The following is a 25227-nucleotide window of genomic DNA, read 5'->3' as shown; positions in this document are numbered from 1 at the left end:
GCCTACATAGCACGCCTTTTAAAAAGCTAAGGATTCATTAAATTAGCTAAGGCGCTATCTACAGCGTTTATAGCCCCCTCTAAATAGCCAGCTTCTTGCTGTGCAAACTCACTTCCTACAAAATGCACTTGTAACTGTTTAAGCTGCTCGCTAAGCCCTGAAAAATTGAATTCAGGATGCTGCGATACACCTATTTGGTCATCTTTGCTGGCAACAAATTCATCCTCAGCCCAATCCTTTATAATGCAGCTCGTCGCTGTATAGGCTTGCTCGCCATAAAAATAGCTGAGCTGTTTAAGGCAAGCTTGGGTTAATTGTTCTCTGGTTACTTTACTGCGCTGCAAGTAAGGTACGCCAATAAAGCCAAACAAAGCAGGGTGAGAATGCTCACTTGCTGACGCATCATGAACTTCTACCAATGGGCCTACACGGCTAAAACATTGCCCCGATAAGTTTTTATCTCGCCAAAAGGCGTGTTCAAAGGTGGCAACAAACTTTGCTTGGCCTGCCATCCACGTAGGCACCGACGCTAAACGCTGTGCTAAAACATTATTAGCCCATAAATGCGGGGTTAAATGTTGGTTGATCATTCTAGGGGGTAACGCCAACAGTAACTGATCGCAAGTATAGTGCTGCCTACTCCCTTGATAATTAGCGCTTATATGCCAGCCATCGGAGAGCTTTTTTACTTCGCTAACAGCGTGCTCTAATTTAACGGTGTTTGGCTCAAGCTGCAGATAAAGCGCACTAATGAGCTCGTTCATACCGTTTTGTATTCTAAATAACTGCATTTCGCCAGCCCCTGCAATTTGCTGTGCAGGAGCGGTTTGTGATGCTTGATACAGCACATCGCCTCGGGTGTATTGCTCAAACACAGGGATGTTTAAAGCAGCAACTAACTGTTGAATATTAGGCTGGTGCGGAAATATCCAGGTAGGGCCTAAATCGTGGCCAATGGTGTTGTTGGTCGGTAAATAATGAGACGCCATTCTGCCACCTAAACTGGCTTTGGCCTCTAATAATAAAAACGGAATGTTACGTTTTTTAAGGCTGTATGCAGCATATAAGCCCGCTAAGCCACTACCAATAATAACCACAGGTTTATGCATTTTAAAATTACTTTAGCTAAGTCAATCTACTGGTAGGTAGTTTGTGGTTTTTAGGTAGATTTGTCAAAACGTTTTATGGACTAAGTGAATAAGCTGAGTGAGCCTCTATATTCAGGAAAATGAGCCAAGCGGGAACAGAGTGCTAATTAATTACGCTTTAAAATAATAAAAACTTAATGATAGTAATATGTTAGCTAATTTGTTAAAACTATATCTAATAGAAAAATTAAACGTAGTGCTAGTATAGATATATGCGGATCGCGCAGTGTTAAATTGTTAGAATTCAAGGAAAGCTATGTAACCTAGCGGAATAACATTTTAAGTATGAAGAGTATTTTGGAGACATAGGGCATCCAAAGCTTTGGAGTAAGCTGTTTGGGCTTAGAAGTGATATAGCTCACGGCCAACAATATGAATTTCAAGGGCAATATTCAGTTTTAAAGTCGCTTGAAAACGTAAATAGATTTCTAGATATAGTAGCGAAAGAGCTCATCAAACTTTCTATTGAAGAAAATTAATTAATAGCTGATCTCAAAGAATGTTGAATTATAAAAAGGCGCTGCTGTATCACCATTTTTTGTTGTGCTCCAAATTTGTCGGAGAGATGGCGTTATTAAACATGGAAGTAGATTATGAAAAATAAGTTTATGGTTATTGTGTGTTCTTTTTTATTAACGTTTTCTTTGAATGCGTTTGCTCAAGAGGATAGCTCAGCAAAAGTAGCCCATATATTAGGGAATACAATACATGTTACTGATCTAGAAATAGATTTGAGGTTTTTAAAAGGATATAAGCGTTCTTATCCTGGTTTATCAGAAGATGATGTGCTTGATAAAATGCGAGCAGATAAATTAACTTCAATAATTTGGAAACGAATTATTCAAAAGTTATCTGATGAACATAATTTAGAACCAACAACCGAAGAAGTAGGAAGTTTTACTGAAGCTATGCATCGATTTAGCTCAGAGTCATTAACTGAGACGTTAACTTCTGAAATGAAAGAAGCTTCATTTAGAGCAAATAGAGATGTCGTTAAAACTTACAAAATTAGTAAGTATCTTTATGAAACGTATGGAGGCACAGTTATTTTCCAACAGGGAAACCCTCATGAACCTGTAGGTGCCTATCGTAAACTTTTAGAAGAGTATCAAGCCCAGGGGAATTTTAAAATTTATAACCCAAAATATGAAAAAGCTTTCTGGGCGTATTATTTGAGAAAACACCCAATGGTTATTCCAGCGGATAAAGTCGATTTTTCCAAACCATGGTGGGAAAAAGCACAGGTTGAGTAGTGCAATTCAAATACCTGATGTTTGCTTATGATTATTGAGCATTGCTGCTACCTTTATTTATTACTAGTTCAAGTCGAAAATAATATAAACAAGAATAAGGGCAAAAAACTGTTATGACTCTAAATAATAAAATTAACTATATTGAAATTCCTGCACAAAATATTGTAGCTACTAAGGCCTTTTTCAGTGACGTGTTTGGCTGGTCATTTGTGGATTATGGCTCAGAATATTGTAGTTTTACTGGGCAAGGGGTTGATGGTGGCTTCTTTAAATCTGACTTGGTTGTTGCTACTAAAAACGGAAGCCCGTTAATTGTGTTATACAGTAATGCCCTTGAAGCGACTCAAAATAAAATTGAGAAAGCTGGAGGCAAAATAATTAAGCCTACATTTTCATTTCCAGGTGGTAGACGATTTCACTTTAGCGACCCAAATGGAAATGAATTTGCGGTGTGGTCAGAGTAATCACATTACAAAGTATATAACTACAAAAATGCAGCCTTTAAGGCTGCACTTCCCAAAATACCAATAAACTAACCACGAAATTAACAAGAAACAACAAATAATGTTTAATTATGAGTTGGTTAAAGCCCCGTTTTAAGCTGCTGAATAAATTGCTTTATCATTGCTATTTCACACTCTTTATAAGTTACTACAGCTTCTAGTGAATTAGGTTGTTTTAACATGTAACGCCACTGGCAGCTTTTTTGTATGTACTTATCTTTGGCGTTAATACTTTGTTTAAACAGTGACAAAATGATGGTATTACCGGTTTCACTTTCTAATTCGACCAGCTCAAAAGTGCGCTTTTGGATCCAGCTGTCTTGTTGCTGTTGCACTTTATTTAATTTGGCATCTAAACATTGTGTGTAATCTTTAATTTGCTCTGGCAGGGCGTTGCTTTGCAATGTACATTGTTGCTCAGCAGCCATACTTTGCTGTGCCCATAACAATAAAAGGCTTAAGCTAAAACAAAGGATGTAGTTATTTTTTTCATGATAATTAAACTCGAGAATAAATTCTGCACCGCCTAAACGTTGCGACTGAGATATAGTTAACAGCCCGTGATACGACTTAACTAAGTCAGATACAATAGCCATTCCAACACCGTGTCCGCTTTCGTAGGTATCAAGGCGCGTACCGCGTTGTAACAATGATTCACGTTTATCAGGCTTAATGCCTGGGCCGTCATCACAAATACTAATACTGAGCGTTCTAGCTTGTGAAACATTAATACTGACTTGGGAGCGACAGGCTTTGCAGGCATTATCTATTAAGTTACCTAATAACTCCATTAAATCGGTTTTATCACCTAAAAAATAATCTTTATCGCTCACTTGGCAATTAAATATAATGTCTTTATCGCGGTATACTTTACTCATTGCACTTAAGATAGAATCGATAACCGGCTTGATAGGGGTTTGCTTTTTCCAGGTATCGGAAGCACCTGTGGCTGCACGTTTTAATTGGTGCTCGATCATCACATTAATTCTGTCGAGTTGTTCTTGTGCATCTGCATCGTTAGCTAATGGGCTTGATTTTAAAACAGCTAACGGCGTTTTAAGTGCATGGGCTAAATCGCTAAGAGAGGCGCGGTATCGCTCTTTTTGGCGTTGCTGCGACTCTAATAGTAAATTTAGGTCGGCTTTAATGGTTTGCAGTTCAACGGGGTATAAGCCTTTAATTTCTTGAATATCGCCTGATTCAATGGCTTTTATTTCTTTATCTAGACGTTGCAGAGGTCGTGCACTCCAAATAAAACCAATGGCCATTAACCCTGCAATCGCAATCCCCATAATAAACATCCAATCGACTAAGGTTTGCTTAAAGCCATCCATTAAACGCAGTAGGGCATCGTTACGTTTTAATAAAATAAAGCGTGCTTGCTCTGATTGGTCAATATTATTAAGTATTACCGTTAAACTTAATTGCCAGTAGGTGGTGTTGTTATACACCACACGTCTGAAATCGGCAGCGCCTGCTTTGGGTTCTATATATTGGGGAACAAAGTTAACGTTAACCGCCGACTCAGAATGCCAAATAGGCATGTCGTCACGGTAAATCATGGCGTAGGTGTCTGAGTTTAGGTTGTTGAGTTCGGGGGTTAAAATAGAGCTGGGCATAATAATGCCACGCTCGGTAAAATCAACTTCGGAAATAAGTGAATACAGATGCGCTTCTAGATTTTTTTCGGTTGCATCAACAAGTGACGCGTAATACGCCTTACCTATGGAGTAAAACAAAATAGGTAGAGCGACTAACAAAACAAAGACAAGGATAAATCCTTGCCTTATTTTTAACGAAATTTGCGGTGTTACCACTGGCTTTTAAGCCTGTAGCCGCGCCCACGCAGTGTTTCCACTGGGTTAAGTACGCCATCTGGGTCGAGTTTTTTACGTAAACGTAGTACAAACACTTCAATGACGTTCGAATCAAGATCGAAATCTTGATCGTAAATATGCTCTGTGAGCTCAGATTTTGAGATTACTTTTTGTGGGTTAACCATCAAGTATTCGAGTACTTTATACTCATACGCGGTTAAGCTCAGCTCTTTGTCGTTTACCCATACTTGCTGTGAGCGTGTATGAATTTTAATAGGGCCTGCTGTCATTTCTGGGTTTGCTTTGCCAGCACTGCGACGGATAAGCGCATTACAGCGAGCAATTAGCTCTTCCACATGAAATGGCTTAGTTAGGTAGTCATCTGCACCGGCATCTAAGCCTTCTACTTTGTCTTGCCAGCGATCGCGAGCTGTTAGAATCAAAATAGGAATAGTCACCCCTTGGGCGCGTGCTTTGTTTATTAGCTCAATACCGTCTATTTTAGGTAGCCCTAAATCAACTACAGCCATGTCTAAAGGGTATTCAGTGATATGAAAAAGGCCAGCCTCACCGTCATGACATAAATCAACGCTGTAACGCTCTTTTTCTAATGCATTGCGCAGGTTGTCTGCCAAATGTAAATCATCTTCTATTACTAAAATTCGCATTGGTTAATCCTTTTTCACTTCGCCAGTTTTCTTGTTTATTTTCAAATCGACGACGTGGCCGTCAGCTTTTAAGATTCGTACAGTAAAAAAAGTGTTTCTTCAGAGATCTTTAACGTTGTACCGTCTGTAGTTTGTTTTGCAAGTATTACAGCTTTCTTTTTGCTTAGCTCAACTTTATCGGCTTTGCTTTTGGTATTGCTTGCATGGGCAAAATTAGCCAAACACATTACCGCGATTAAATTGAGTATTAATAATACACGCATTGCGAAACTCCTAGAACAGATCTGCTTAGCTAAAAAACTAAGCCACTAAAACTTTAATACCACGGCGTGTATTTAAGTTTTTATAAGGCAAAGTTTAATTAAAAATGAGTGAACAAACCCTGAATTACTGGTTGCAGTTAAACAGGGTTGCCACAGTTTAATTAAGCAGGGAACACTTTTTTAAATGGTTTAACGATAGAATTTTCATATACGCCACCGGCAACATAGGGATCATCTGCGGCCCATTCTCTGGCATCTTCTAAAGAATTAAATTGAGCAATCACTAAAGAGCCCGTAAAGCCTGCATCTTGAGGGTCGTCACTATCAATGGCTGGAAGTGGGCCTGCGGTTAATAGTCGGCCTTCATCTTCTAGCGTTTGTAAGCGCGCTAAATGAGCTGGGCGAGCCGCTTTACGGTGCTCTAAACTATTCTGGACGTCTGTTGAATAAATCATATACAACATAAAATTACTCTCAAAACTTGTTAAATTTAATTAACTGCATACTAGCATAGCGTTGATAAATGGTGAATTAAAAGTGTTTATGGCGATGTTTACAGCAAGAATGTTTTTTTACACGGTAATTGCTTGAAAAGCGTTGCGTAACACTGGTAGAGTCCCTTGGATAAGATAAATAATAACAAGGTTATTACATGAGTGAAAATAGAGAGCACTTTAGCTCCCGCTTAGGATTTATATTGGCAGCGGCAGGCTCTGCTGTGGGTATTGGTAACTTAGTAGGCTTTCCAGTTTCTGCGACTAAGAATGGCGGTGGTGCATTTTTGCTCGTCTATGCTTTGTTTGTCGCATTCATTTGTTTACCCGTAATGATGGCTGAAATGGCCATGGGTCGTCATGCACAAAAAGACCCGCTTGGTGCATACAAAAAATTAGCTAATAACGACAAAAAATGGAAATTTGCTGGCTTTTTAGCAGTATTAACACCATTTATGATTGCTGTTTTTTATATGGTGATCACAGTGTGGATTTTTGGTTATTTAAGCCAAACCGCGCTGGGTAATTTAGATATGCTGGCAAACCCCGGACACTTTGGTGAGTTTATAAACAGCTATACCGTGTTTGGTTATATGGCGCTGGTAGTTGTTATTGTTAACCTAATTTTGGTCGGTGGCGTAAAAGACGGCATAGAAAAAGCGGCTAAATTTTTAATGCCTGCTTTATTTGTCATGCTTATTATTTTAGTGGGTTACGTACTCACACTTGATAACGCCATGGCCGGTGTTAAGTACTACATTATTCCTGATTTTAGTAAAATGAATGCCAGTGTGCTTAACGGTGCACTGAGCCAAGCGTTTTTCTCATTGTCTTTAGGTATGGGTATTTTAATTACCTATGCATCTTATATCTCGAAAAAAGATGACATTGTAGGCAGTGCTAAAATGGTGGCTATTACTGACTCACTGGTTGCGTTTGTAGCAGGCTTAATGGTGTTACCAGCTATTTTTAGCTTTGACCCAAATACCGATCCGGCTAAGTTATCTGACTCGTCAGTTTCAATGATTTTTGTCTATCTTCCAAAAATCTTATTAGCGTTACAAAATGATATTGGCTATTTTGGCGCATCAGCCGTGGCATTTATTTTCTTCTTATTGGTATTTTTTGCAGCGATCACATCACTGGTATCTATTGTTGAAGTACCAACAGCAACACTAAGCGATCGTAAAGGCATTAGCCGTAAAAAAGCGCTGGGTATACTCACCTTATCAACCGGTATATTAACTATTTTGTGTATTATGTCGTTTGGTATGATTGACAGCCTCACTACTTTTACTAGCTACGGTAGCGGCAATAAGAGCTTTTTTGATGTTGTTTATGATGTATTCTACGACACAATATTGCCTTTAAATGGCCTCATGGTGTGTTTGTTTGTAATGTATAAATGGAAAAAAGTTCGCTTAAGTGAAGAGCTAAGACAGGGCTCTCCTAATTATGCTAATAGCTTTATGGAAAAGTACGTTAACTTTTCACTGCAAACCTTTATTCCAGCCATATTATTAATCATTTTTGTAAATACCGTTGCGACGAAGTTTTTTGATATTAGTATTTTTGGTTTTTAAGTTAAATTAATTTAAGCTAAATTTATTAAGCCGCGCTTGTCGCGGCTTTTTTATTGCTTTTCGTTAATTTAATGCACCAGAGTCTAAATAGTCACCCATTCCTAGGGTAAACATCCATATGCCCCATAAACTGTGCTCAAGAACACAGGCAAAGGTTGAGCGGCTTTGTGCGTAGGTATAAGCAAATAGTAACCCGCCTATAAACGATAAACTTACTGCAACCCAATTAGCGTAAACAATATGTGCTAGTGCAAATACACTCGCACTGACAATAATGCGTAGCCATTTACTGGGCATAATGCGTTTATAACGATGAAAAAAGTAGGTTCTAAATATTAATTCTTGCGGGATCACCGACAATAAAGGGTAGAGCAGTAATAGCATTAGCCAGTCGGCGAGGTTTTCTCGAGGTAAAGTAAACCAGTGTCCTTGGTAAAGTAAGTTGTAAAATACCCCCGAAAATAACGCGCCAATAAAGAAAAAGCTAAACATACGGCGCTTCACAGCAGAAAACTGCCCCAAGCTAGTTAATCTAAAACGTTTAAAGTGAGTGTCGTTTAGTAGCAACATACAACACACACTCATGAGGATGATCAGTGCCGGAATAAGCCAGTTAGATAAATATTGGCGAATATTAAAGCCAATTAAAGGCAGAATAATAAAAATAAAGGCAAATTCAAACCAGCGATATTGATTAGCGTTCACGTTTGCTCACGGTGATTTTTATCTCACCCTAGCAAACGATTAAGTCATCTTTATGACCATAAAACAGCCAAGCTGATTATATTTAAACCCACTGACTCTTACTAAGGCTCTTAGCCCTCGGTTAAGGTTGACTTACCCCCTTGCAACCCTTAGCCTGCCTGCTTTTATTTTTACATCATTGTATTGCCACGCTAATGGGTTTAAGCCTAGGCGTGTATTTAGGAGCAAAAAATGAATAAAGCAGAACTGGTTGCAGCCATTGCGGATGCGAGTGAATTAACAAAAAAAGACGCACAAGCTGCGTTAACCAGCTTACAAAAAGTGATTACAAAGTCATTGTCTGAAGGCGATCAGGTACAAATATCAGGCTTTGGCACTTTTACACTAAGCTATTACCCAGCGCGTACTGGTCGTAATCCACAAACTGGTGAAGCGATTGAAATACAAGGGGCTAATAAAGCCGTATTTAAACCAGCAAAAGCGTTAAAAGAGCGCCTTTAATTTAAAACTTTAGTGCCTGTAAGTTCGTATCTTCACCAAAAGCCACTATTTAGCTTACAGGCTCTTTGCTTTATTACCTTTGCCTGTAGTATCTGCAATCAGTGTAAATAATTTACATTGCTGGCTTATTCATATTTATAAAATCTTATTATATTCAGCGCGTTATATTTGGTATGTGATATGCAAATACGGTTATGTATTGAATAAAATAAGGAGTATTTAATGAGTAACTTACATAACAGTAATCGTTTACAAGGTAAAAAAATTGCTATTTTAGCCACCGATGGCTTTGAGCAAAGCGAGTTACTTTCGCCTCAGGCTGCTTTACTTGAAGCGGGCGCCGATATTGAGGTTGTTTCTATTAAAGAAGGACAGATCAGCGCATGGAATGAAGACAATTGGGGTGAAAAAGTCACCGTTGATAAATTAGCTGCCAATGCAAATGCCGCTGATTACGATGCGCTTTTACTACCTGGTGGTTTGTTTAACCCTGATAGCTTACGCCAAGACTCAGATGCTAAGGCATTTGTAGACGGCTTTTTTGGGGCAAAGAAAAACAAACCCGTTGCCGCTATATGTCATGCGCCGTGGTTACTCGCTGAAATTAATAAGCTCAGAGACAAAAAAGTCACTTCATATCCTAGTATTAAAAGCGATTTAATTAATGCGGGTGCTAACTGGGTTGACCAAGAGGTTTGTGTTGATCAAGGCTTAGTGACTAGTCGCAGCCCTGCAGATTTAGACGCATTTAATGCTAAATTTATTGAAGAGATCCTTGAAGGTAAGCATCAAGCGCATTAAGTTAGCACTTCAAAATAAAAAAGGGCATATTAAATGCCCTTTTTTAGTGATTAATAAATCGTTGATTAAAGCGCAGTAGCGGCTTTCATCTCGCTTACAAATGTTTTTAATTGGGTGGTCATTGCGTCTAAATCATTTAGGTTTGCTTCAATGATTTTTACGACTGCAGAGCCTGAAATTGCCCCCGCAGCACCGGCTTCAAGCGCCGCTTTTACATCATCAGGTGTTGAAATACCAAAGCCTAATAACGCAGGCGCGCTGTGGTATTCTTGCAGGCGTGTAACCACATGGGTTGCAGGCATTTGTGCTTTAGTATCGGTACCTGTTACCCCAGCACGAGACAGCAAGTAGGTATAGCCGCGACCGTACGATGCACACTCACGTAGCGTATCGTCACTAGCGTTCGGCGTGGCGATAAATATTGGATCAATACCGTTTGCCATGGCGGCTTTTCTAAACATTTTAGACTCGTGTAACGGCACATCAGCCACTAAAATAGAGTCAACGCCTACTGCTTTTGCATCAGTGTAAAATTTTTCTAAGCCACGTTTAAATATTAAGTTTGAATACAACAATAAACCAATTGGAATATCGGCATTGTACTGGCGTATTTCTTTAATAATATCAAAACAATCTTGTGTATTAATGTGCACATCTAAAGCACGGATATTGGCTTTTTGAATAACAGGGCCGTCGGCAATCGGATCTGAAAACGGAATACCCAGCTCTAGCCCATCTGCACCCCCATCGATTAAGCTTTTAATAATTTCAATGCTTTGCGCTTTACCCGGATCGCCAATGGTCACAAACGGTACAAACGCACCTTGGTTTTGCTCTTTAAGTGCGGCAAACATTTGTCCGTAACGGTCAGTTTTTACTTGGCTCATAGTTGACCTTCCTCTGATAATACCTTGTGTACGTGGGCTAAATCTTTATCGCCACGACCACTTAAATTAATAACAATAATACTGTCCTGCGTTTGCTCTTCTGCATATTCGAGGGCGTAGGCTAGCGCATGGCTTGATTCAAGCGCAGGAATAATCCCTTCGTGTTTAGCCAATGCTTGAAAGGCATCAAGTGCTTTTGTGTCGGTAATACCAACATATTGAGCACGGCCAGTTTCGTGTAAAAAGGCATGTTGTGGCCCTACAGCAGGGTAATCTAGTCCCGCCGATACAGAGTAAGACTCTTCAATTTGACCATCTGTATTTTGCATAATATAAGTGTAAGTACCGTGCAAAATACCTTTAGTGCCTTTGCAGATTGTTGCGCCGTGCTCGTGGGTATCAAGGCCTTTACCTGCTGGTTCTACACCAATTAATTTAACACCCGGCTCGTCAATAAAATCAGTAAACATACCAATGGCATTGGAGCCACCACCTACACAAGCTAAAACCGCATCTGGTAGTCGACCTTCCGCTTTAAGAATTTGCTGTTTAGCTTCCTCGCCAATAATTTTTTGATACTCACGTACAATTGTTGGAAAAGGATGAGGGCCCGCGGCTGTACCTAGCAAGTAATGTGCCTCTTGATAGTTTGCTGACCAATCACGCAGAGCTTCGTTAACCGCATCTTTTAATGTGCCCGAACCTGCGGTAACTGGAATAACTTCAGCGCCCATAAGTTTCATTCTAAATACATTAGGCTGTTGGCGTTCAACGTCTTTTGCACCCATGTAAATACGACATTTTAAGCCAAGTAATGCACACGCAAGTGCGGTGGCTACACCGTGTTGGCCTGCACCGGTTTCTGCTATAACTTCTTTTTTGCCCATGCGTTTAGTCAGTAATGCTTGACCCAACACCTGATTAGTTTTGTGTGCACCACCGTGGAGTAAATCTTCACGCTTTAAGTACAGTTTTACTTTTGGGTTTTTAACCAAGTTGCGCGTTAACGTAAGCGGCGTAGGGCGACCCGCATACTCGTTAAGTAATTTACTTAGCTCTGCCTGAAACTCAGGATCTTTTTGTGCTTTATTAAATTCGTTTTCTAACTGCTTAAGCGCAGGGACAAGCAGTTCCGGTACAAACATACCGCCAAACTCGCCAAAATAAGCTGGATTTTGCATTTTAACCTCAATAATTTCTGATACTTGTAAAAGCATGATGTAGTTTGTTTGCACACTTTTTCCCTGGAGACTCTTCAACACCTGAATTTAAATCAAGTCCAAGGGCACCTTGAAAAAGTGCATCGCTAATATTGTCTGGGTTTAAGCCGCCAGCAAGCATAAATGGGGTCGTAGCATCGCGAAGCACTGACCAATCGAATGTTTTGCCTGTGCCGCCAGCCTGTGAATCACTGTGGGTGTCGTATAAATGGCGATCTGCGCCTGCAACAGGTTGTGGTAAAGCATCTTTTATCGCCTGTGCTTTCCAAATTTCACAATTACGTGGTAATTCATTACGTAACGACGCAATGTATTGTTCATCTTCTTGGCCATGTAATTGAACGGCTGATAATTTAAGTTGTTTCGCGTGTTCAGCCACGTCAGATATAGCGGCATTAACAAATACACCGACAAATTTTAAAGGCGCACTTTGGCTGATTTCTTTGGCGCAATCCAAATCGACAAAGCGGGGGGATTTAGGGTAAAAAATCAGCCCGCTATACACAGCGCCATTGTTATAGGCTGCAATAGCGTCTTGATTACGGGTTAAGCCGCACACTTTGTTCTCGCCTAATATTACGCGGCGGCATGCTTGTAATAAATCAGCTTCAGCCATTAATGAGCTGCCAATTAAAAAGCCATTACATAAAGGGGCTAAGCGTTTTACATCTTGATGGGTGTAAATACCTGACTCTGAAATAACCACTTTATCGTTAGGAATAAGCTTACGTAGTCGTTCGGTTGTGGCTAAGTCGGTGCTTAAGTCGCGCAAATCGCGATTATTGATGCCAATTATTTGCGCATCAAGTGCCAGCGCACGGTGCACTTCTGCTTCGTTACTTACCTCAGTTAATACTGACATATTTAACGAGTCAGCCACTTCATGCAGTGCTTTATATTGCTGATCGTCAAGCACTGATAGCATCAGTAAAATAGCGTCACCACCATATATACGTGCCATATAAACTTGGTACTCATCAATAAAAAAGTCTTTACAAATAAGCGGCTGTTCTACTTGGCTGCGCACAAATTCAAGGTAATCAAAACTGCCTTGAAAGTACTTTTCGTCAGTTAGTACACTCATACAAGTGGCGTATTGCTTATACGCCTGGGTGATTTCTGTTAAATCAAATGGCTGACGAATCAACCCTTTAGAGGGCGATGCTTTTTTGCATTCTAAAATAAACTGTGTGCCTGGCGCTGCCAGTGCTTTGTAAAAACTACGCTCTGTTGGTTTGGCTTGATGTTTAAAGCTCTCCAGCGGGCGCGCCGCCTTACGCTCGATTAGTTCTATTTTTTTATCGGCAATAATTTTGTCTAATACATTAGCCATGACTTACCTCAATAATTGCATTTAATGTGTCCATGGCCTTGCCTGAACGTAATAAAGAGTGTGTGATTTGCGCACCTTGTTTTAGCGACTGTGCTTGGCCGGTTAAGTACAGCAATGCGGCCACATTAACAACAATTGCGGCGTTGTGTGCCTCAGTGCCTTTACCTTGTAAAATAGCAAGACTGGCGTTTGCATTGTATTGTGGGCCTTCACCGGCTAATTGTTCAAGTGAATAGTTTGCAAGGTCAAAATCACTTGGGTTGAGTGTGTACTGGGTGATTTTGCCATTATTAAGCTCTACAACCTGTGTTGAGCCATGTAAGGCGATTTCGTCAGTACCAGAGCCGTGTACTATCATAGCGCGTTTAGTGCCTAGAGTATTAAGCGTTTGTGCCATAGGCATGCATAAAGACTCATCGTACACGCCGAGTAATTGCACCTCAGGAGCGGCTGGATTAGCCAGTGGCCCAAGAATATTAAAAATAGTTCGGGTTTTTAAACTGGTACGCACGTTCATCGCATGACGCACACCACTGTGGTAGTGCGGTGCAAATAAAAAGGTAAAATTTGTGCTCTCTAAACAACGGGCAGCGACCTCTGGGGCCATATCGATATTGATCCCCAGTGCTTTGAGTAAATCAGCAGACCCTGAATTACTCGACACGCTACGATTGCCATGTTTTACCATATTAATACCAGCCGCTGCCGCTACAATCGCGGCGGTGGTGCTAATATTTATAGTGTTTGAACCATCGCCACCGGTGCCACAGCTATCAGCAAGTTGCGTTTTATTAGTGATAAAGGGAACGGCATTTTCACGCATTGAAGCGGCCGCACCGGCAATCTCATCGCTTACTTCACCTTTCATTTTAAGGCCAATAAGCAGCGCAGAGAGTTCAATATCGCTCATATTGCCTTGCATAATTTGATCAAACAGCGCTTTTGCTTGTGCGTAACTAAGTGACTGCTTTGCAATAATATGCTCAATAGCGTGTTGAACATTAAGCGGGCTGTGTAATTGATTAGTCATAATGTTCCTTTTATTTGGCACGTGTTAAATAAGCAACGCTTTGCTGCAGTAGCATTGCGCCATTGGGCGTTAAAATTGACTCTGGGTGGAATTGATAGCCCAGTGCATTGTCTTGATGATGATAAATAGCCATTGGTATATCTTGATACTTGGCAATAACAGCTAAGTTATCAGGTACTTTTGTTGCCATTAATGAGTGATAACGTGCCACTGGCATGGTGCTTCCCATACCGTAAAATACAGGGTGATCATTTAAATTTATAATTGATGACTTACCATGTACGGTTTCACCAGCGTGACCGATTACTCCGCCATAGCTTTGTGTTAGCGCTTGTTGGCCTAAACAAATACCTAGCATTGGAAATTGGCCCTTACACAGGTTAATTAACTCCATAAGGCAGCCTGCATCGCTAGGCGCACCAGGGCCTGGCGATAATACCAGCAGTACTTGTCCAAGCTCTGCCTGCATTTTTTCGAATATGATCTCTGCGCTAATGTTGTTTCGGTAAACCACTAGCTCAGCCCCAAGCATTGTTAGCTCATCGACTAGGTTGTAGCTAAATGAGTCAAAGTTATCTAAAAAGTAAATTTTAATAGGGTGTGCTTCACTCATTTTATACTGCCTTATATGTCGATTTAATTGCGGTGATCACCGCTTGGGCTTTAGCGCGCGTTTCGTTTGCCTCTGACATTGGGTCAGAATCAAATACAACCCCAGCACCGGCTTGTACATACGCAATATTATTTTTAACAAAGGCGGCACGAATAACAATACAGCTGTCCATGGCACCGTCACCAGTTAAATACCCAACCGCGCCACCATAGCTACCGCGACGTTTGCCTTCAGTTTTACGCACTAATTCTGCCGCACGTACTTTGGGTGCACCCACTAAGGTACCCATGTTCATACAGGCTTGATAAGCATGCAGGGCATCTAGTTCGGGTTTTAATTTTCCAACTACGCGTGATACTAAATGCATTACTTGTGAATAACGGTCTACTTTTAATAGCTCTTTTGCATGGCGAGTACCAGGCACGCTAATACGAGCAACGTCGTTACGCGCTAAATCAACCAGCATTAAATGCTCAGCTCGTTCTTTTTGATCGTTTCTGAGTTCAAGTTCAATACGGCTATCTAAATCAGGATTAATTTGCCCATTTGCAAACTTGCCCCGTGGACGAGTGCCTGCAATCGGATAAACCTCAACTTGTTGAGATTGAACCTCATACTTAAGCGCAGACTCAGGGGATGCGCCAAATAATGAGAAGTCTTCATCGCGCATGTAAAACATGTACGGGCTAGGGTTTTGCTTTTTAAGCTGGCTATAAGCATGTAATGAGTCAGGGCACGGCAATGAGAAAGTACGAGAGGGCACCACTTGAAAGATATCGCCATCAACTATGTGTTGCTTAAGTTTTATCACTTGTTGACAATATTGCTCATCACTAATATCAACATTTACAGGGCAGTCACCTGTTTGGCTTGGGGCACTAAAGTCTGCGGCGTGGTCGCACAATGTATTAAGGCGCTCTAATTGTTTGCCCACTTCAAAACAATTAGCGTGAACATCAGGGCCATTAAACACATTACCAATTAACTCGGTTGTTTGTTTTTGGTGATCAATAACAACCAGTGTTTCGGCTAAATAAAATACGTAGTCTGGGCAGGTGTTTTCACCGTCGGGTACATCGGATAGTTGTTCAAAGTTAGCCACCATGTCGTAGGCAAATACGCCGCCTAAAAACACTGAGAACGGATTGTTAGTGGTACTTTTGATGCTATTTAAACAGGTGCGTAATGCGCTAAAAGCGTTATCTGCAATCAGCTTACTGGCTTGGTCAATTGTGTCATCTGCTGGATGATACTCCAGCGTTAGTGTGGTATCGGTTAACTGTGATGCACAGTTTTTTACATTAGCTTGTAAATAGTTGAGTAACTGCTGACCATTATTTGATTGTGCTGTTACGCTCACTTGATTGCCTTGGCAGACAATACGCAGTGCACAATCAACGAGTATTAAGCTTTTTACGCTATCTTTTGAATCTATCTCTGCAGATTCAAGCAATAGTGAGTTAGGTTTATCAAGTGCCGCATACAAGGCAAGTGGGCTACTTATGTAGTCTCGTACTTGCGTTATGCTGGTCACTTCACCTGGTGTTGTTGTTATATGACTAAAAATCAAACCTCATCCCCTAAAAAATAAAACCCCGCAATGCTAAGCAGTGCGGGGTTTGAATAACGATGTCTAAATTATAGATAGACCATTACCGTCCCGCTATGCCAGGCGCCACCACCAATGATGTGTAAGAGTGTTTACGTTATTCATGTTTTTAATTCCTGTTAATCTTGTATTGCAAAATTTAGTGATAAAAAAACCCGCATGGTAGCGGGTTAGAATTTTTTGTTTAGACACGACAATTCATCACCCTTTGTTTTAAGAGTGCCACCACCAAATGATGTTTTGAATTGTATTTTTCATTGTTATTTATTCTTTAATGTCTAAAAGTGGCTACAGTAAAGCGTATCAACTGCTTTTGTGTCAAGTGTTTATTTAAAACAATTTCGTTAAAAAACTTGTTATACTGTGTGAAACACCCTTAAACCATTAATTAAAGTAGTTTTCATTTGATAAAATACGACTTACATAGCCATACAACACACTCAGACGGACATTTAACCGTTGAGGAACTATTAGCGCGAGCAGTCGATAAAAACATTGATGTATTTGCCATTACCGATCACGATACTGTGGCCGCAATTGAGCCTGCGCAGGCTTTTATCAAACGCGAAAACTTGCCGCTTAAACTAATTAATGGGGTTGAAATATCAACCAAATGGGAGAGTTTTGAAATTCATATCGTTGGGCTAAATATTGATACCAATGATACCACTTTGCATACATTACTTAGCGAGCAACAGCAAAAGCGCGAAATCCGTGCAATTGAAATAGGCCACCGATTAACTAAAAATGGCTTTGAAGGTATTTATCAACAAGCCCGCGAGCTGGCTGAAAATGCGCAAATCACTCGCGCTCACTTTGCCCGAGCCTTAATTGAGCGAGGTGTGGCTAAAAACTTTCCTGGGGTATTTAAAAAGTATCTAGGACGAGGAAAAACCGGTTACGTACCGAGTAACTGGTGTGATATGCAAACGGCAATTTCAGCCATTCATGCCGCCGGTGGAGTGGCTGTTTTGGCGCACCCAAGTAGCTATAAAATGTCGAATAAGTGGTTGCGTAAACTACTCGTGGAATTTAAATCAGTGGGCGGTGACGCGATGGAAGTTGCCCAACCGCAACAGGCCCCGAGTGAGCGTCAGTTTTTAGGCTTATTGAGCCAAGAATACGATTTGCTTTGCTCTCAAGGCTCTGACTTTCATTTTCCGACTAGTTATTTAGAACTTGGAAAAAATTTATACTTACCTAAAGATTGCCAAGGGGTTTGGCAAACATGGGAAAAGCACGAAGGAGTTGCATTATGAGTCAATTATTTCATATACATCCGGACAACCCACAGCCTAGACTAATTTCTCAAGCTGTTGATATTATTAAGCAAGGCGGCGTAGTTGTGTACCCAACAGATTCGGGATATGCGATTGGCTGTAATTTAGGTAACAAACAAGCTAAAGAGCGCATAGAGCGTATTCGCGGCATTGAAAAACACCATAACTTTACCTTAGTGTGCCGCGATTTATCTGAGCTTTCTACTTATGCTCGGGTAGATAACCAAATGTTTAGGCTGATCAAAAATAATACCCCAGGGCCTTATACGTTTATTTTTAAAGGCACAAAAGAAGTACCTAAACGCTTATTAAACGATAAGAAAAAAACCATAGGTATTCGGGTGATTGAACACCCAATTGCTTGTGCGTTACTTGCGGAATTGGGGGAGCCATTAATGTCATGCTCACTTATTTTGCCGGGTGATGAATACACGCAAGCGGATCCCGATGACATTTTGGAGCGCCTAGATAAGCATGTCGATTTAATTATTCACGGCGGATACCTCACAGAGCAAGCAACCACGGTAATTGATTTATCAGAGGACGATATTCAGATCTTACGTGTAGGCTGCGGCGATACGGCTCCATTTGAATAGCAATGAAACAGCCTGACACGGTTTCGTTAATACCTACAGATATGCCAGTACAGCAAAAGCTGCCACTGGCATTTTTGCATGGTAAAGCCGTTGTTGATAAGCCTGAAGATTTATATATTCCTCCTGATGCGCTTGAAGTTATTTTAGAAACTTTTGAAGGCCCGTTAGATCTGTTGCTTTATTTAATTAAAAAGCACAAGTTAGATGTTCTCGAATTATCTATATTTAGCATTACTGAGCAGTATGTAAAATATGTTGAAATGATGAGTGAGTTTCAGTTAGAACTCGCTGGCGAATATCTTGTAATGGCAGCATTGCTGGCGCAGATTAAGTCGCGGCTGTTACTGCCAGTGCATGAAGAATTAGAAGAAGAGGAAGATCCCCGCGCCGAACTTATAAAACGTCTACAAGAGTACGAACAATTTAAAAAAGCGGCCGAAAATATAGATACTTTGCCCCGCGTTGGTCGCGATATATTTATCGCCAATGCAACTTTCCCAGAGCTAGAAGAAAAAAACCAACCCTTACCTGAACTGGCAATCAAAGATTTATTGTTAGCGCTAAGCGACGTAATGGCGCGTGCTAAAACATTTGAGCATCATTTAATTAGTGCAGAAACCCTGTCAACTCGTGAACGTATGAGTTTAATTTTACACACTTTATCCCAAGCAAAAGCGCCCGTTGCGTTTACCCAATTGTTTACCTTTGAAGAGGGGCGTAGTGGGGTTGTTGTTAGTTTTATCGCCATGTTAGAACTGATAAAAGAGGGCTTAATTGCTTGCTTGCAAGTTGAGTCTGATAGTCAAATATATGTGTCTCTTAACGAGTCTGCAGATAGTTAACCCTCCTTAGATTTATTGCAATTATACTAAATTTACTGTCTTTACTGTGCGTATACGCACGGTGAGTGTTTGCATATGCTATTTTAATCGCCAGTTATCCATTATATCGTAATGCTATTACTAGATTAGGGATTGGCAATAGGCAATGTTTAAAAACTCAAAAACCGGTTATGGCTTAGTGGCTATACTTTTACACTGGCTAATGGCGCTGACCATCTTTGGTTTGTTTGGTTTAGGTTTATATATGGTTGAGCTAACTTACTACGACAGCTGGTACAAAGGCTCATTAGATTTACATAAAAGCATAGGGCTAAGTTTAGCCGCTGTATTTGTTTTTAGACTTTTATGGCGTCGTTTTAATGTAAAACCTAACCCTATTGGCACTAATACACAATTAAACCAGCTGGCGCAAACAGCACATATTTTAATGTATCTGTTTTTAGTGATCATTATGGTGTCTGGATACTTAATTTCTACTGCTGATGGGCGACCAATCGAAGTGTTTGGCTTGTTTTATGTCAAAGCCATCGACTTTACTTTTGATTCTCAGGCGGATATAGCAGGGCAAATTCATTATTACAGCGCATGCTTACTGATAGGGTTTGTGGTGCTGCATATATTGGGTGCGTTAAAACACCACTTTATTGATAAAGATAAAACATTAATCAGAATGATCAAATTACAAAAGGAAGCTTAAAATGAAAAAGTTACTATTAACTTCAGCGTTATCAGCAGCGATGTTTATGACGGCTACCCATGCCAATGCTGCAGATTATGTTATTGATACCAAAGGAGCACATGCCTTTGTTAATTTTAAAATTAAACATTTAGGTTACAGCTGGTTGCACGGGCGCTTTAACACCTTTGATGGACAGTTTAACTACGATGCTAAGAACCCAAACGCATCTCAAATTAGTGTAAACATCGATACAACAAGCCTAGATTCAAACCATGCTGAACGAGATAAACACTTACGCGGTGGTGACTTTTTAAACGTAAGCAAATACCCTCAGGCGAGCTTTAAAAGTACAGCAATTACGTTTGATCAAGACGGTGAAGAAGCCACAGTAACCGGTGAGTTTACCCTTCATGGTGTTACTAAAACAATTAGTTTTGAAATTGATAAAATTGGTGAAGGTAAAGATCCATGGGGTGGTTACCGTGTTGGTTTTGAAGGTGAAACCAGCTTAAAACTAGCCGATTACGGTATTGATTACGATTTAGGCCCAGCGTCAACGCACGTTGATATTGGCTTATTTATTGAAGGTATTCGTCAATAATACCGTTTTATAGTTAAAGCTAAGCGTTATCACGCTTAGCTTTTTACTGTAAATGTAAAGTCAGTTTTGGCTTTAAATCATTCGGTAACCACCGGGTCAATACTTGTTTATAGTCTTCAGTTTGCTTAATCAGTTTGAGTTGCTGATTGAGTGTGGCAATATCTTCTGCGCCTTGCTCGTTTTTAGTACAGCCAATATAACCGTAACTAAGTTTTGGTGCCTCAGTTAGCATACGCTGTGTTAAATTGTCACTAAACCCCATCGTTTTTGCTAAATAATAATGCTCACTGGGATAGCCTAATAAAATATCAATTCGCTCTAAATTAAGCATATAAGTTAATGTACTTAGGGTATCGCGAGTAGGTCTAATGACAATATTTGTATTAGGCGTGGTATTAATTATTTTATCAATTTCACTGCCGTATGAGCGATTCATCGATACACCCAAGGTAAGCTTTTTATTTACTAATAAATTAGTTAACGACACTGATTTACTGCTTTCAATATCTAGAGCAACGCTAAGCTTTTGATGCATGGCAATAGAGGGAGAAAGACCTGCTGTAGAGCTTTGATGCGTGAAGTAAACACGCTCTTCTCGATATTTGTTTTTATAAAGTGATAATGCGCATGCATTTGATTGCAGGTTAGCGAGTTCCTGAATAACTTTACCAGAGGGAATAATGACACGTTCAAAGTTAATATGCGGAAGTTGTTGCTCTAGCAGCGAAATAATACTTTCATCGCGTCCCTGAGACTTATCCGGACCGCTTAAAATGTAATAGGGCGCAAAGTCATGTGTTAACCATTTTATTGTTCTGGCATCACACTTTGCGCTTAAAAATACACAGACGAACAGTATTAACCACGAAAACCACATTTTCACTACAACAAATAAGTAAACAAGGACTTAAGTGTAGTCAATAATATGTCAAAAAGTAAAATGCCAGCTTAATGCTGGCATTTTAATTTATTTATAACTGTTTAACTTATCAATAATAATTAGCTGGCTTTCAGCCATTTTACAAATTGACGTGCATCACTTGCTTTTTGAAACAATGCATTTTTCAAACCTTGTGTATCGCTAAAGATTACACGATGCTTGTTAACCGAAATTGATTGCACTGGATGTGCTATTTGGATCATAGATCCGTTATATTTGTATGACATAATAAAACTCACTTTATTTTTGTTATTTATTCTGGGCTTTTTCTTAAAGCACATTTCAGATGATAAATAATCATATTGTGTTTAGCTTCATTACAGTGTTGACGATCTTTATGACACTTTTACGATGATTCTACAAATAAACCATCAAGGTATTAATAGGGGTTCTCGCCGTACAATAACTTAGCTCTTAAATATACGTTTTGCGGGGCTTACTGGATCAGGGTAAAGAGGTTAACCGCTAGGGCTTTTTATAGCCAAGTAGTAATGTTACGTCACAATATTTTCCTTTGCAAGCAATTTATTAAAATACTTTGAATCGAGAGAAATTCACGTATAGCTATAAATATTAATTCGTAAAGATCAACAGACCCAAATATATCTGACTATACTCAGTTTTTAACTGAGGGGGGTCAAATGAGTTCACTATCTGCGCCATATCAACATTTTTTATCTAATCCAATAGCAAAGCCGCCTTGTCGCATGAATAATGCGAATATGTATGGTTTTTTTGCTGAAATAGAATCTGAAAAAGCACAAAAGTATATCGATTCAACGTTAAACATAGGGGGTGAGGGTAATGTTTATTTTAAAATACTTGGCGAGTTTGCACTTATTACATTTACAGATATTGAAAAAATAGCCTCAATGACCCCGCCATTCGATCAGCATGGTTGGATGCAAGAAACAGATATTATCATTTGGTTGCCTGTCGCTAAGGTTGAAGATGAAGATATAACCTACTTATATTGGTATCCAGCGTTTATCTGCGTGAATAACATTTATGCACTTATTAATGGTCGAGAGATATGGGGCTACAATAAATATTTATGTAATTACACTATGCCTAACTGTGTATCTAAGCTATCGAATTTTTCAATATCTTTAGAGTGCTTCGAACATTTTTCTCCTGAATCTAAGCTACAAATGCATGAGCTATTTTCAATTACTATGAACTCTAAACAACAAGATACCGATTTTTTCTCTGTTATCGATGACTTTGGCGAGCAAGTAGCAAATTTGTTTTCTCGCAAACATTTGGGTATTGATTTTTCATTATTAAAGCAGCTATTGAGTGGCTTTGTTAATCCACAAATGGATCAAATATTGTTAAAACAATTTCCTGATGGCAGAGGTGATTCAGCGGTATACCAAAGCGTAATGCACTCACCCTCTGAGATTAAAAAAATACACCATTTTAAATTTTTAAAGCCAGAGTTTACTTTACATCTTAATAAATTAGATAGTTTTCCACTTGCCGACATGTTTGGTCTAAAGTTAGGTAGTCAAGCGTTGCATTTACCTTTTTATGTGCAAATGGACTTTGACCAGTTAGCCGCAACTAAAATTTAAATTGCTTAGAAGGATTTACCATGAACCGAGAAAAAATTGTGATAATTGGTGGCGGTGTATCAGCAATGACTGCTGCATTGTATTTGACTGAGCAAAGTGACTGGCAACAGCATCGAGCTATCACTGTATACCAGCAAGGTTGGCGCTTAGGTGGAAAAGGGGCTAGTGGTCGTAATGCGGCCAGCGGGCAGCGTATTGAAGAGCATGGCTTACATGTATGGTTTGGTGCTTATGTGAATAGCTTTAAAACTATAGAAACGGTTTACACTAAGTTACAACGGCCAGCCGATTCACCTTTATCTACATGGCAGCAAGCATTAAAACCGCATAGCTTTATAGCCTTAGAAGAATATATTGATGGCCAATGGCAAACATGGCCAATTGATTTCCCATTACTTCCTGGGAACCCTGCTGATGGAAGTTTAGATATAACGCCATGGGATTTTATTAAAATGACCCTAGCTTGGCTAAAAAAGTGGATATTTGATTTACAGTCAGCAGCAAAAAAAGCCAACAAAAATATACAACTAAGTACAAAAAAATCACGAGATCAATCTTTATTACGGCATCTGCACCAACAAATAACAGATTTGGTTGATGATACAGAAGATGCTTGGCAACAATTTGCTGATGATATAAAACAATATTCGAGTGAAGTTGCTTCTACTCCAAGCTTACTAATTAATACGTTAAATAAGTTTGCACACGCCGACAATACATTAAACCCCCAAGTATATGAGAAAAAAGATGGCCTTGTTATTTGGTATATAATTAGAAAACTAAAGCGCTGGCTTAATAGCGAAATGATTGAGTTGTTAGACAATAATGCGCAGCTTAGACGATTATATATTTGCGCAGACCTTGCTATCGCAATGCTAGTTGGTTTGGTAAAAGACAAAGTATATCGAGATGGGTTTGAGGTTATAAATAAATTTGATTTTAGGCAATGGCTTATAAGAAATGGGGCAAGCGAGCAATACAGTGCTAATTCGGCGCCCATACGAGGGTTTTATGATTTGGTGTTTGCGTACCCTGCGGGTGACCTAAGTAAGCCCAATGTTGAGGCTGGTGTCGCATCACTTGCTATGTTACGCATCGCGCTGTGTTACCGCGGAGGGGTCATGTGGAAAATGCAAGCGGGGATGGGCGATGTCATCTTTGCTCCCTTATATGAACTACTAAAGAAAAGAGGGGTTAAGTTTGAGTATTTTCATCAATTGCAAAACCTGACTCCCAGCCTAAATGAGCAAGGAGAGAGTTTTGTTGAGACCATTGAGCTTCAGCAACAGGTTTCTTTGCTCTCAGACGCAGAGTATCAACCACTGGTTAATGTTAAAAAACTACCTTGTTGGCCAAGTGAACCACTTTATGCGCAAATTAATAGTGAACAAGCCGCACTATTGAAGCAGCATGATATTAATTTAGAATCTTTTTGGTCAGACTGGCCGTCTCAATACGAAAACCATTTTGGGCAGCCACTGCCAATAAAAAAATTAAACTACAAAGAAGATTTTGACAGAATTGTGCTGGGTGTATCTGTGGCGTCACTTGAGCATGTATGCCCTTCATTATTAGCATGGGATACTAAATTTGCAGCACAAGCAAAGCAAGTCAAAACGGTGGCAACCCAAGCTGCCCAGCTATGGCTTAATAAAACAGACGAGCAATTAGGCTGGCAATATATTCCAAAGAGCAAAGAAGGCCCAATTCTAAGTGGCTTTAGCGAACCATTTGATACGTGGGCGGCAATGATGAATTTAGTCGACAAAGAGCAATGGCCTACTGATTGTCCTCCTAAAAACATTGCTTATTTTTGCAGTGTTTTTCCTTGTGAGTATTATCCACCAAAAAGTGAACATCAATTTCCTCTTCAGGTTAAATCGCAAGTAAAAGTAAACTTAGAAGCAATACTAGAAAAAAACATGCAGTCCTTATGGCCGCTTGCATATCAAAATAATGAGTTTGACTGGTCTGTATTATATGAAATATCGTCATCAGGGGATGAACGATTAAATGCTCAATACTGGCGAGTAAACGTTGATCCAAGTGAGCGTTATGTTTTGTCAGTTGCTGGTTCAAGTAAGTATCGACTGGCGACAGATGAAACAAAATTTACGAATCTTTTTATTACCGGAGACTGGATTAAAACGGGTGTTAATGCCGGTTGTGTTGAAGCGGCTGTTATGGCAGGTATGCAAACAGCCAGAGCAATGGTGGGTTACCCACAACACATTAGTGGCGAAAATGCATTTGCAGTTATCAAAAATTAAAATACTCTTCCAGC

24 protein-coding genes and 2 pseudogenes are annotated in these 25227 nt (G+C 39.8%); 12 read left to right on the top strand and 14 right to left on the bottom strand.

Annotated features, from left to right (window positions below; translation table 11 throughout):
* Window positions 1-26 precede the first annotated feature (26 nt).
* On the bottom strand, window positions 27-1109 hold the full coding sequence (locus AC0L7Q_RS08575; protein ID WP_409423228.1) for a flavin monoamine oxidase family protein: 1083 nt from the start codon (window positions 1107-1109) through the stop codon (window positions 27-29).
* Between the two features lie 632 nt (window positions 1110-1741).
* Between AC0L7Q_RS08575 and AC0L7Q_RS08570 the strand changes: the two genes are divergently transcribed.
* The gene (locus AC0L7Q_RS08570) at window positions 1742-2401 is read left to right on the top strand and encodes a hypothetical protein (RefSeq protein WP_409423227.1); all 660 of its coding nucleotides are present in this window, start codon (window positions 1742-1744) and stop codon (window positions 2399-2401) included.
* Window positions 2402-2514: 113 nt separating this feature from the next.
* The gene (locus tag AC0L7Q_RS08565; protein ID WP_409423226.1) at window positions 2515-2865 is read left to right on the top strand and encodes a VOC family protein; all 351 of its coding nucleotides are present in this window, start codon (window positions 2515-2517) and stop codon (window positions 2863-2865) included.
* A gap of 524 nt (window positions 2866-3389) precedes the next feature.
* Here the strand turns inward: AC0L7Q_RS08565 and AC0L7Q_RS08560 are convergent.
* The 4 genes and pseudogenes from AC0L7Q_RS08560 to AC0L7Q_RS08545 form a co-directional block, all read right to left on the bottom strand.
* Window positions 3390-4721, bottom strand: a pseudogene (locus AC0L7Q_RS08560) (ATP-binding protein); the annotation flags it as partial.
* The gene (locus AC0L7Q_RS08555; protein ID WP_010390247.1) at window positions 4715-5389 is read right to left on the bottom strand and encodes a response regulator transcription factor; all 675 of its coding nucleotides are present in this window, start codon (window positions 5387-5389) and stop codon (window positions 4715-4717) included. The gene AC0L7Q_RS08555 and the pseudogene AC0L7Q_RS08560, both read right to left, overlap by 7 nt.
* 3 nt (window positions 5390-5392) lie before the next feature.
* A pseudogene (locus AC0L7Q_RS08550) lies at window positions 5393-5652 on the bottom strand (PepSY domain-containing protein).
* Window positions 5653-5813: 161 nt separating this feature from the next.
* Complete coding sequence (locus AC0L7Q_RS08545; protein WP_075169133.1) at window positions 5814-6116, bottom strand: YciI family protein; 303 nt, start codon at window positions 6114-6116, stop codon at window positions 5814-5816.
* Window positions 6117-6304: 188 nt separating this feature from the next.
* On the opposite strand from AC0L7Q_RS08545, the gene AC0L7Q_RS08540 reads away from it, so the two are divergent.
* A complete protein-coding gene (locus AC0L7Q_RS08540) occupies window positions 6305-7729 on the top strand; it encodes a sodium-dependent transporter (protein ID WP_010390240.1) in 1425 nt (474 codons plus the stop codon).
* Window positions 7730-7792: 63 nt separating this feature from the next.
* Here the strand turns inward: AC0L7Q_RS08540 and AC0L7Q_RS08535 are convergent, their stop codons facing one another.
* Window positions 7793-8434 (bottom strand): CPBP family intramembrane glutamic endopeptidase, encoded by a 642-nt coding sequence (locus AC0L7Q_RS08535; RefSeq protein ID WP_131691132.1) that lies wholly within the window; start codon window positions 8432-8434, stop codon window positions 7793-7795.
* 231 nt (window positions 8435-8665) lie between these two features.
* Between AC0L7Q_RS08535 and AC0L7Q_RS08530 the strand changes: the two genes are divergently transcribed.
* Together AC0L7Q_RS08530 and AC0L7Q_RS08525 are read left to right on the top strand one after the other, a co-directional pair.
* Window positions 8666-8935 (top strand): HU family DNA-binding protein, encoded by a 270-nt coding sequence (locus AC0L7Q_RS08530; protein WP_413402257.1) that lies wholly within the window; start codon window positions 8666-8668, stop codon window positions 8933-8935.
* Window positions 8936-9157: 222 nt separating this feature from the next.
* Window positions 9158-9736 (top strand): type 1 glutamine amidotransferase domain-containing protein, encoded by a 579-nt coding sequence (locus AC0L7Q_RS08525; RefSeq protein ID WP_413402255.1) that lies wholly within the window; start codon window positions 9158-9160, stop codon window positions 9734-9736.
* Window positions 9737-9801: 65 nt separating this feature from the next.
* Here AC0L7Q_RS08525 and trpA read toward each other — a convergent pair whose 3' ends face one another.
* From trpA to AC0L7Q_RS08495, 6 genes are read right to left on the bottom strand one after another with little or no spacing between them, the layout of a single operon-like run.
* Window positions 9802-10623, bottom strand: a complete 822-nt coding sequence (gene trpA / locus AC0L7Q_RS08520) for a tryptophan synthase subunit alpha (protein ID WP_413402253.1) — start codon at window positions 10621-10623, stop codon at window positions 9802-9804.
* Entirely contained in the window at window positions 10620-11804 is a 1185-nt protein-coding gene (trpB, locus tag AC0L7Q_RS08515; protein WP_413402846.1) for a tryptophan synthase subunit beta, read from the bottom strand. The genes trpA and trpB overlap by 4 nt, the downstream gene beginning before the upstream one ends.
* A 7-nt stretch (window positions 11805-11811) precedes the next feature.
* The gene (gene trpCF, locus AC0L7Q_RS08510; RefSeq protein ID WP_413402251.1) at window positions 11812-13176 is read right to left on the bottom strand and encodes a bifunctional indole-3-glycerol-phosphate synthase TrpC/phosphoribosylanthranilate isomerase TrpF; all 1365 of its coding nucleotides are present in this window, start codon (window positions 13174-13176) and stop codon (window positions 11812-11814) included.
* On the bottom strand, window positions 13169-14206 hold the full coding sequence (trpD, locus tag AC0L7Q_RS08505) for an anthranilate phosphoribosyltransferase (RefSeq protein WP_413402248.1): 1038 nt from the start codon (window positions 14204-14206) through the stop codon (window positions 13169-13171). The genes trpCF and trpD overlap by 8 nt, the downstream gene beginning before the upstream one ends.
* 10 nt (window positions 14207-14216) lie before the next feature.
* Window positions 14217-14819, bottom strand: a complete 603-nt coding sequence (locus AC0L7Q_RS08500; RefSeq protein ID WP_413402246.1) for an aminodeoxychorismate/anthranilate synthase component II — start codon at window positions 14817-14819, stop codon at window positions 14217-14219.
* Window position 14820: 1 nt separating this feature from the next.
* Window positions 14821-16389, bottom strand: coding sequence for an anthranilate synthase component 1 (locus AC0L7Q_RS08495; RefSeq protein ID WP_413402243.1), 1569 nt, complete (start codon window positions 16387-16389; stop codon window positions 14821-14823).
* A gap of 443 nt (window positions 16390-16832) precedes the next feature.
* On the opposite strand from AC0L7Q_RS08495, the gene rnm reads away from it, so the two are divergent.
* The 5 genes from rnm to AC0L7Q_RS08470 all read left to right on the top strand — a co-directional run bounded on the left by rnm (window position 16833) and on the right by AC0L7Q_RS08470 (window position 20426).
* Window positions 16833-17687, top strand: a complete 855-nt coding sequence (gene rnm, locus AC0L7Q_RS08490) for an RNase RNM (protein WP_413402239.1) — start codon at window positions 16833-16835, stop codon at window positions 17685-17687.
* On the top strand, window positions 17684-18304 hold the full coding sequence (locus AC0L7Q_RS08485) for an L-threonylcarbamoyladenylate synthase (RefSeq protein ID WP_008113642.1): 621 nt from the start codon (window positions 17684-17686) through the stop codon (window positions 18302-18304). The genes rnm and AC0L7Q_RS08485 overlap by 4 nt, the downstream gene beginning before the upstream one ends.
* A 2-nt stretch (window positions 18305-18306) precedes the next feature.
* Window positions 18307-19146, top strand: coding sequence for a segregation and condensation protein A (locus AC0L7Q_RS08480; protein WP_413402236.1), 840 nt, complete (start codon window positions 18307-18309; stop codon window positions 19144-19146).
* 145 nt (window positions 19147-19291) lie between these two features.
* Entirely contained in the window at window positions 19292-19843 is a 552-nt protein-coding gene (locus tag AC0L7Q_RS08475; protein ID WP_409423211.1) for a cytochrome b, read from the top strand.
* Window position 19844: 1 nt separating this feature from the next.
* Window positions 19845-20426, top strand: a complete 582-nt coding sequence (locus AC0L7Q_RS08470; protein ID WP_409423210.1) for a YceI family protein — start codon at window positions 19845-19847, stop codon at window positions 20424-20426.
* A 43-nt stretch (window positions 20427-20469) separates the two neighbouring features.
* Here AC0L7Q_RS08470 and AC0L7Q_RS08465 read toward each other — a convergent pair whose 3' ends face one another.
* Entirely contained in the window at window positions 20470-21303 is an 834-nt protein-coding gene (locus tag AC0L7Q_RS08465; protein ID WP_413402233.1) for a hypothetical protein, read from the bottom strand.
* Window positions 21304-21425: 122 nt separating this feature from the next.
* On the bottom strand, window positions 21426-21569 hold the full coding sequence (locus tag AC0L7Q_RS08460; RefSeq protein ID WP_008113633.1) for a hypothetical protein: 144 nt from the start codon (window positions 21567-21569) through the stop codon (window positions 21426-21428).
* Window positions 21570-22007: 438 nt separating this feature from the next.
* Between AC0L7Q_RS08460 and AC0L7Q_RS08455 the strand changes: the two genes are divergently transcribed.
* The gene (locus AC0L7Q_RS08455) at window positions 22008-22943 is read left to right on the top strand and encodes an acetoacetate decarboxylase family protein (RefSeq protein ID WP_409423208.1); all 936 of its coding nucleotides are present in this window, start codon (window positions 22008-22010) and stop codon (window positions 22941-22943) included.
* A 20-nt stretch (window positions 22944-22963) separates the two neighbouring features.
* The gene (locus AC0L7Q_RS08450) at window positions 22964-25213 is read left to right on the top strand and encodes an NAD(P)-binding protein (protein WP_409423207.1); all 2250 of its coding nucleotides are present in this window, start codon (window positions 22964-22966) and stop codon (window positions 25211-25213) included.
* Window positions 25214-25227 lie beyond the last annotated feature (14 nt).

The sequence above is a fragment of the Pseudoalteromonas sp. KJ63-1 genome (assembly GCF_055808145.1).
This window is presented reverse-complemented; position numbering and strand designations above follow the sequence as displayed.

Coding starts and splice junctions, on each gene's coding strand:
- AC0L7Q_RS08500 (WP_413402246.1), bottom strand. CDS start 14,819: ATGAGTGAAGCACACCCTATTAAAATTTACTTTTTAGATAACTTTGAC.
- AC0L7Q_RS08570 (WP_409423227.1), top strand. CDS start 1,742: ATGAAAAATAAGTTTATGGTTATTGTGTGTTCTTTTTTATTAACGTTT.
- AC0L7Q_RS08480 (WP_413402236.1), top strand. CDS start 18,307: ATGAAACAGCCTGACACGGTTTCGTTAATACCTACAGATATGCCAGTA.
- AC0L7Q_RS08450 (WP_409423207.1), top strand. CDS start 22,964: ATGAACCGAGAAAAAATTGTGATAATTGGTGGCGGTGTATCAGCAATG.
- AC0L7Q_RS08530 (WP_413402257.1), top strand. CDS start 8,666: ATGAATAAAGCAGAACTGGTTGCAGCCATTGCGGATGCGAGTGAATTA.
- AC0L7Q_RS08460 (WP_008113633.1), bottom strand. CDS start 21,569: ATGATCCAAATAGCACATCCAGTGCAATCAATTTCGGTTAACAAGCAT.
- AC0L7Q_RS08575 (WP_409423228.1), bottom strand. CDS start 1,109: ATGCATAAACCTGTGGTTATTATTGGTAGTGGCTTAGCGGGCTTATAT.
- AC0L7Q_RS08525 (WP_413402255.1), top strand. CDS start 9,158: ATGAGTAACTTACATAACAGTAATCGTTTACAAGGTAAAAAAATTGCT.
- AC0L7Q_RS08485 (WP_008113642.1), top strand. CDS start 17,684: ATGAGTCAATTATTTCATATACATCCGGACAACCCACAGCCTAGACTA.
- trpD (WP_413402248.1), bottom strand. CDS start 14,206: ATGACTAATCAATTACACAGCCCGCTTAATGTTCAACACGCTATTGAG.
- AC0L7Q_RS08565 (WP_409423226.1), top strand. CDS start 2,515: ATGACTCTAAATAATAAAATTAACTATATTGAAATTCCTGCACAAAAT.
- trpCF (WP_413402251.1), bottom strand. CDS start 13,176: ATGGCTAATGTATTAGACAAAATTATTGCCGATAAAAAAATAGAACTA.
- AC0L7Q_RS08545 (WP_075169133.1), bottom strand. CDS start 6,116: ATGTTGTATATGATTTATTCAACAGACGTCCAGAATAGTTTAGAGCAC.
- AC0L7Q_RS08465 (WP_413402233.1), bottom strand. CDS start 21,303: ATGTGGTTTTCGTGGTTAATACTGTTCGTCTGTGTATTTTTAAGCGCA.
- trpA (WP_413402253.1), bottom strand. CDS start 10,623: ATGAGCCAAGTAAAAACTGACCGTTACGGACAAATGTTTGCCGCACTT.
- AC0L7Q_RS08470 (WP_409423210.1), top strand. CDS start 19,845: ATGAAAAAGTTACTATTAACTTCAGCGTTATCAGCAGCGATGTTTATG.
- trpB (WP_413402846.1), bottom strand. CDS start 11,804: ATGCAAAATCCAGCTTATTTTGGCGAGTTTGGCGGTATGTTTGTACCG.
- AC0L7Q_RS08455 (WP_409423208.1), top strand. CDS start 22,008: ATGAGTTCACTATCTGCGCCATATCAACATTTTTTATCTAATCCAATA.
- AC0L7Q_RS08540 (WP_010390240.1), top strand. CDS start 6,305: ATGAGTGAAAATAGAGAGCACTTTAGCTCCCGCTTAGGATTTATATTG.
- AC0L7Q_RS08475 (WP_409423211.1), top strand. CDS start 19,292: ATGTTTAAAAACTCAAAAACCGGTTATGGCTTAGTGGCTATACTTTTA.
- AC0L7Q_RS08555 (WP_010390247.1), bottom strand. CDS start 5,389: ATGCGAATTTTAGTAATAGAAGATGATTTACATTTGGCAGACAACCTG.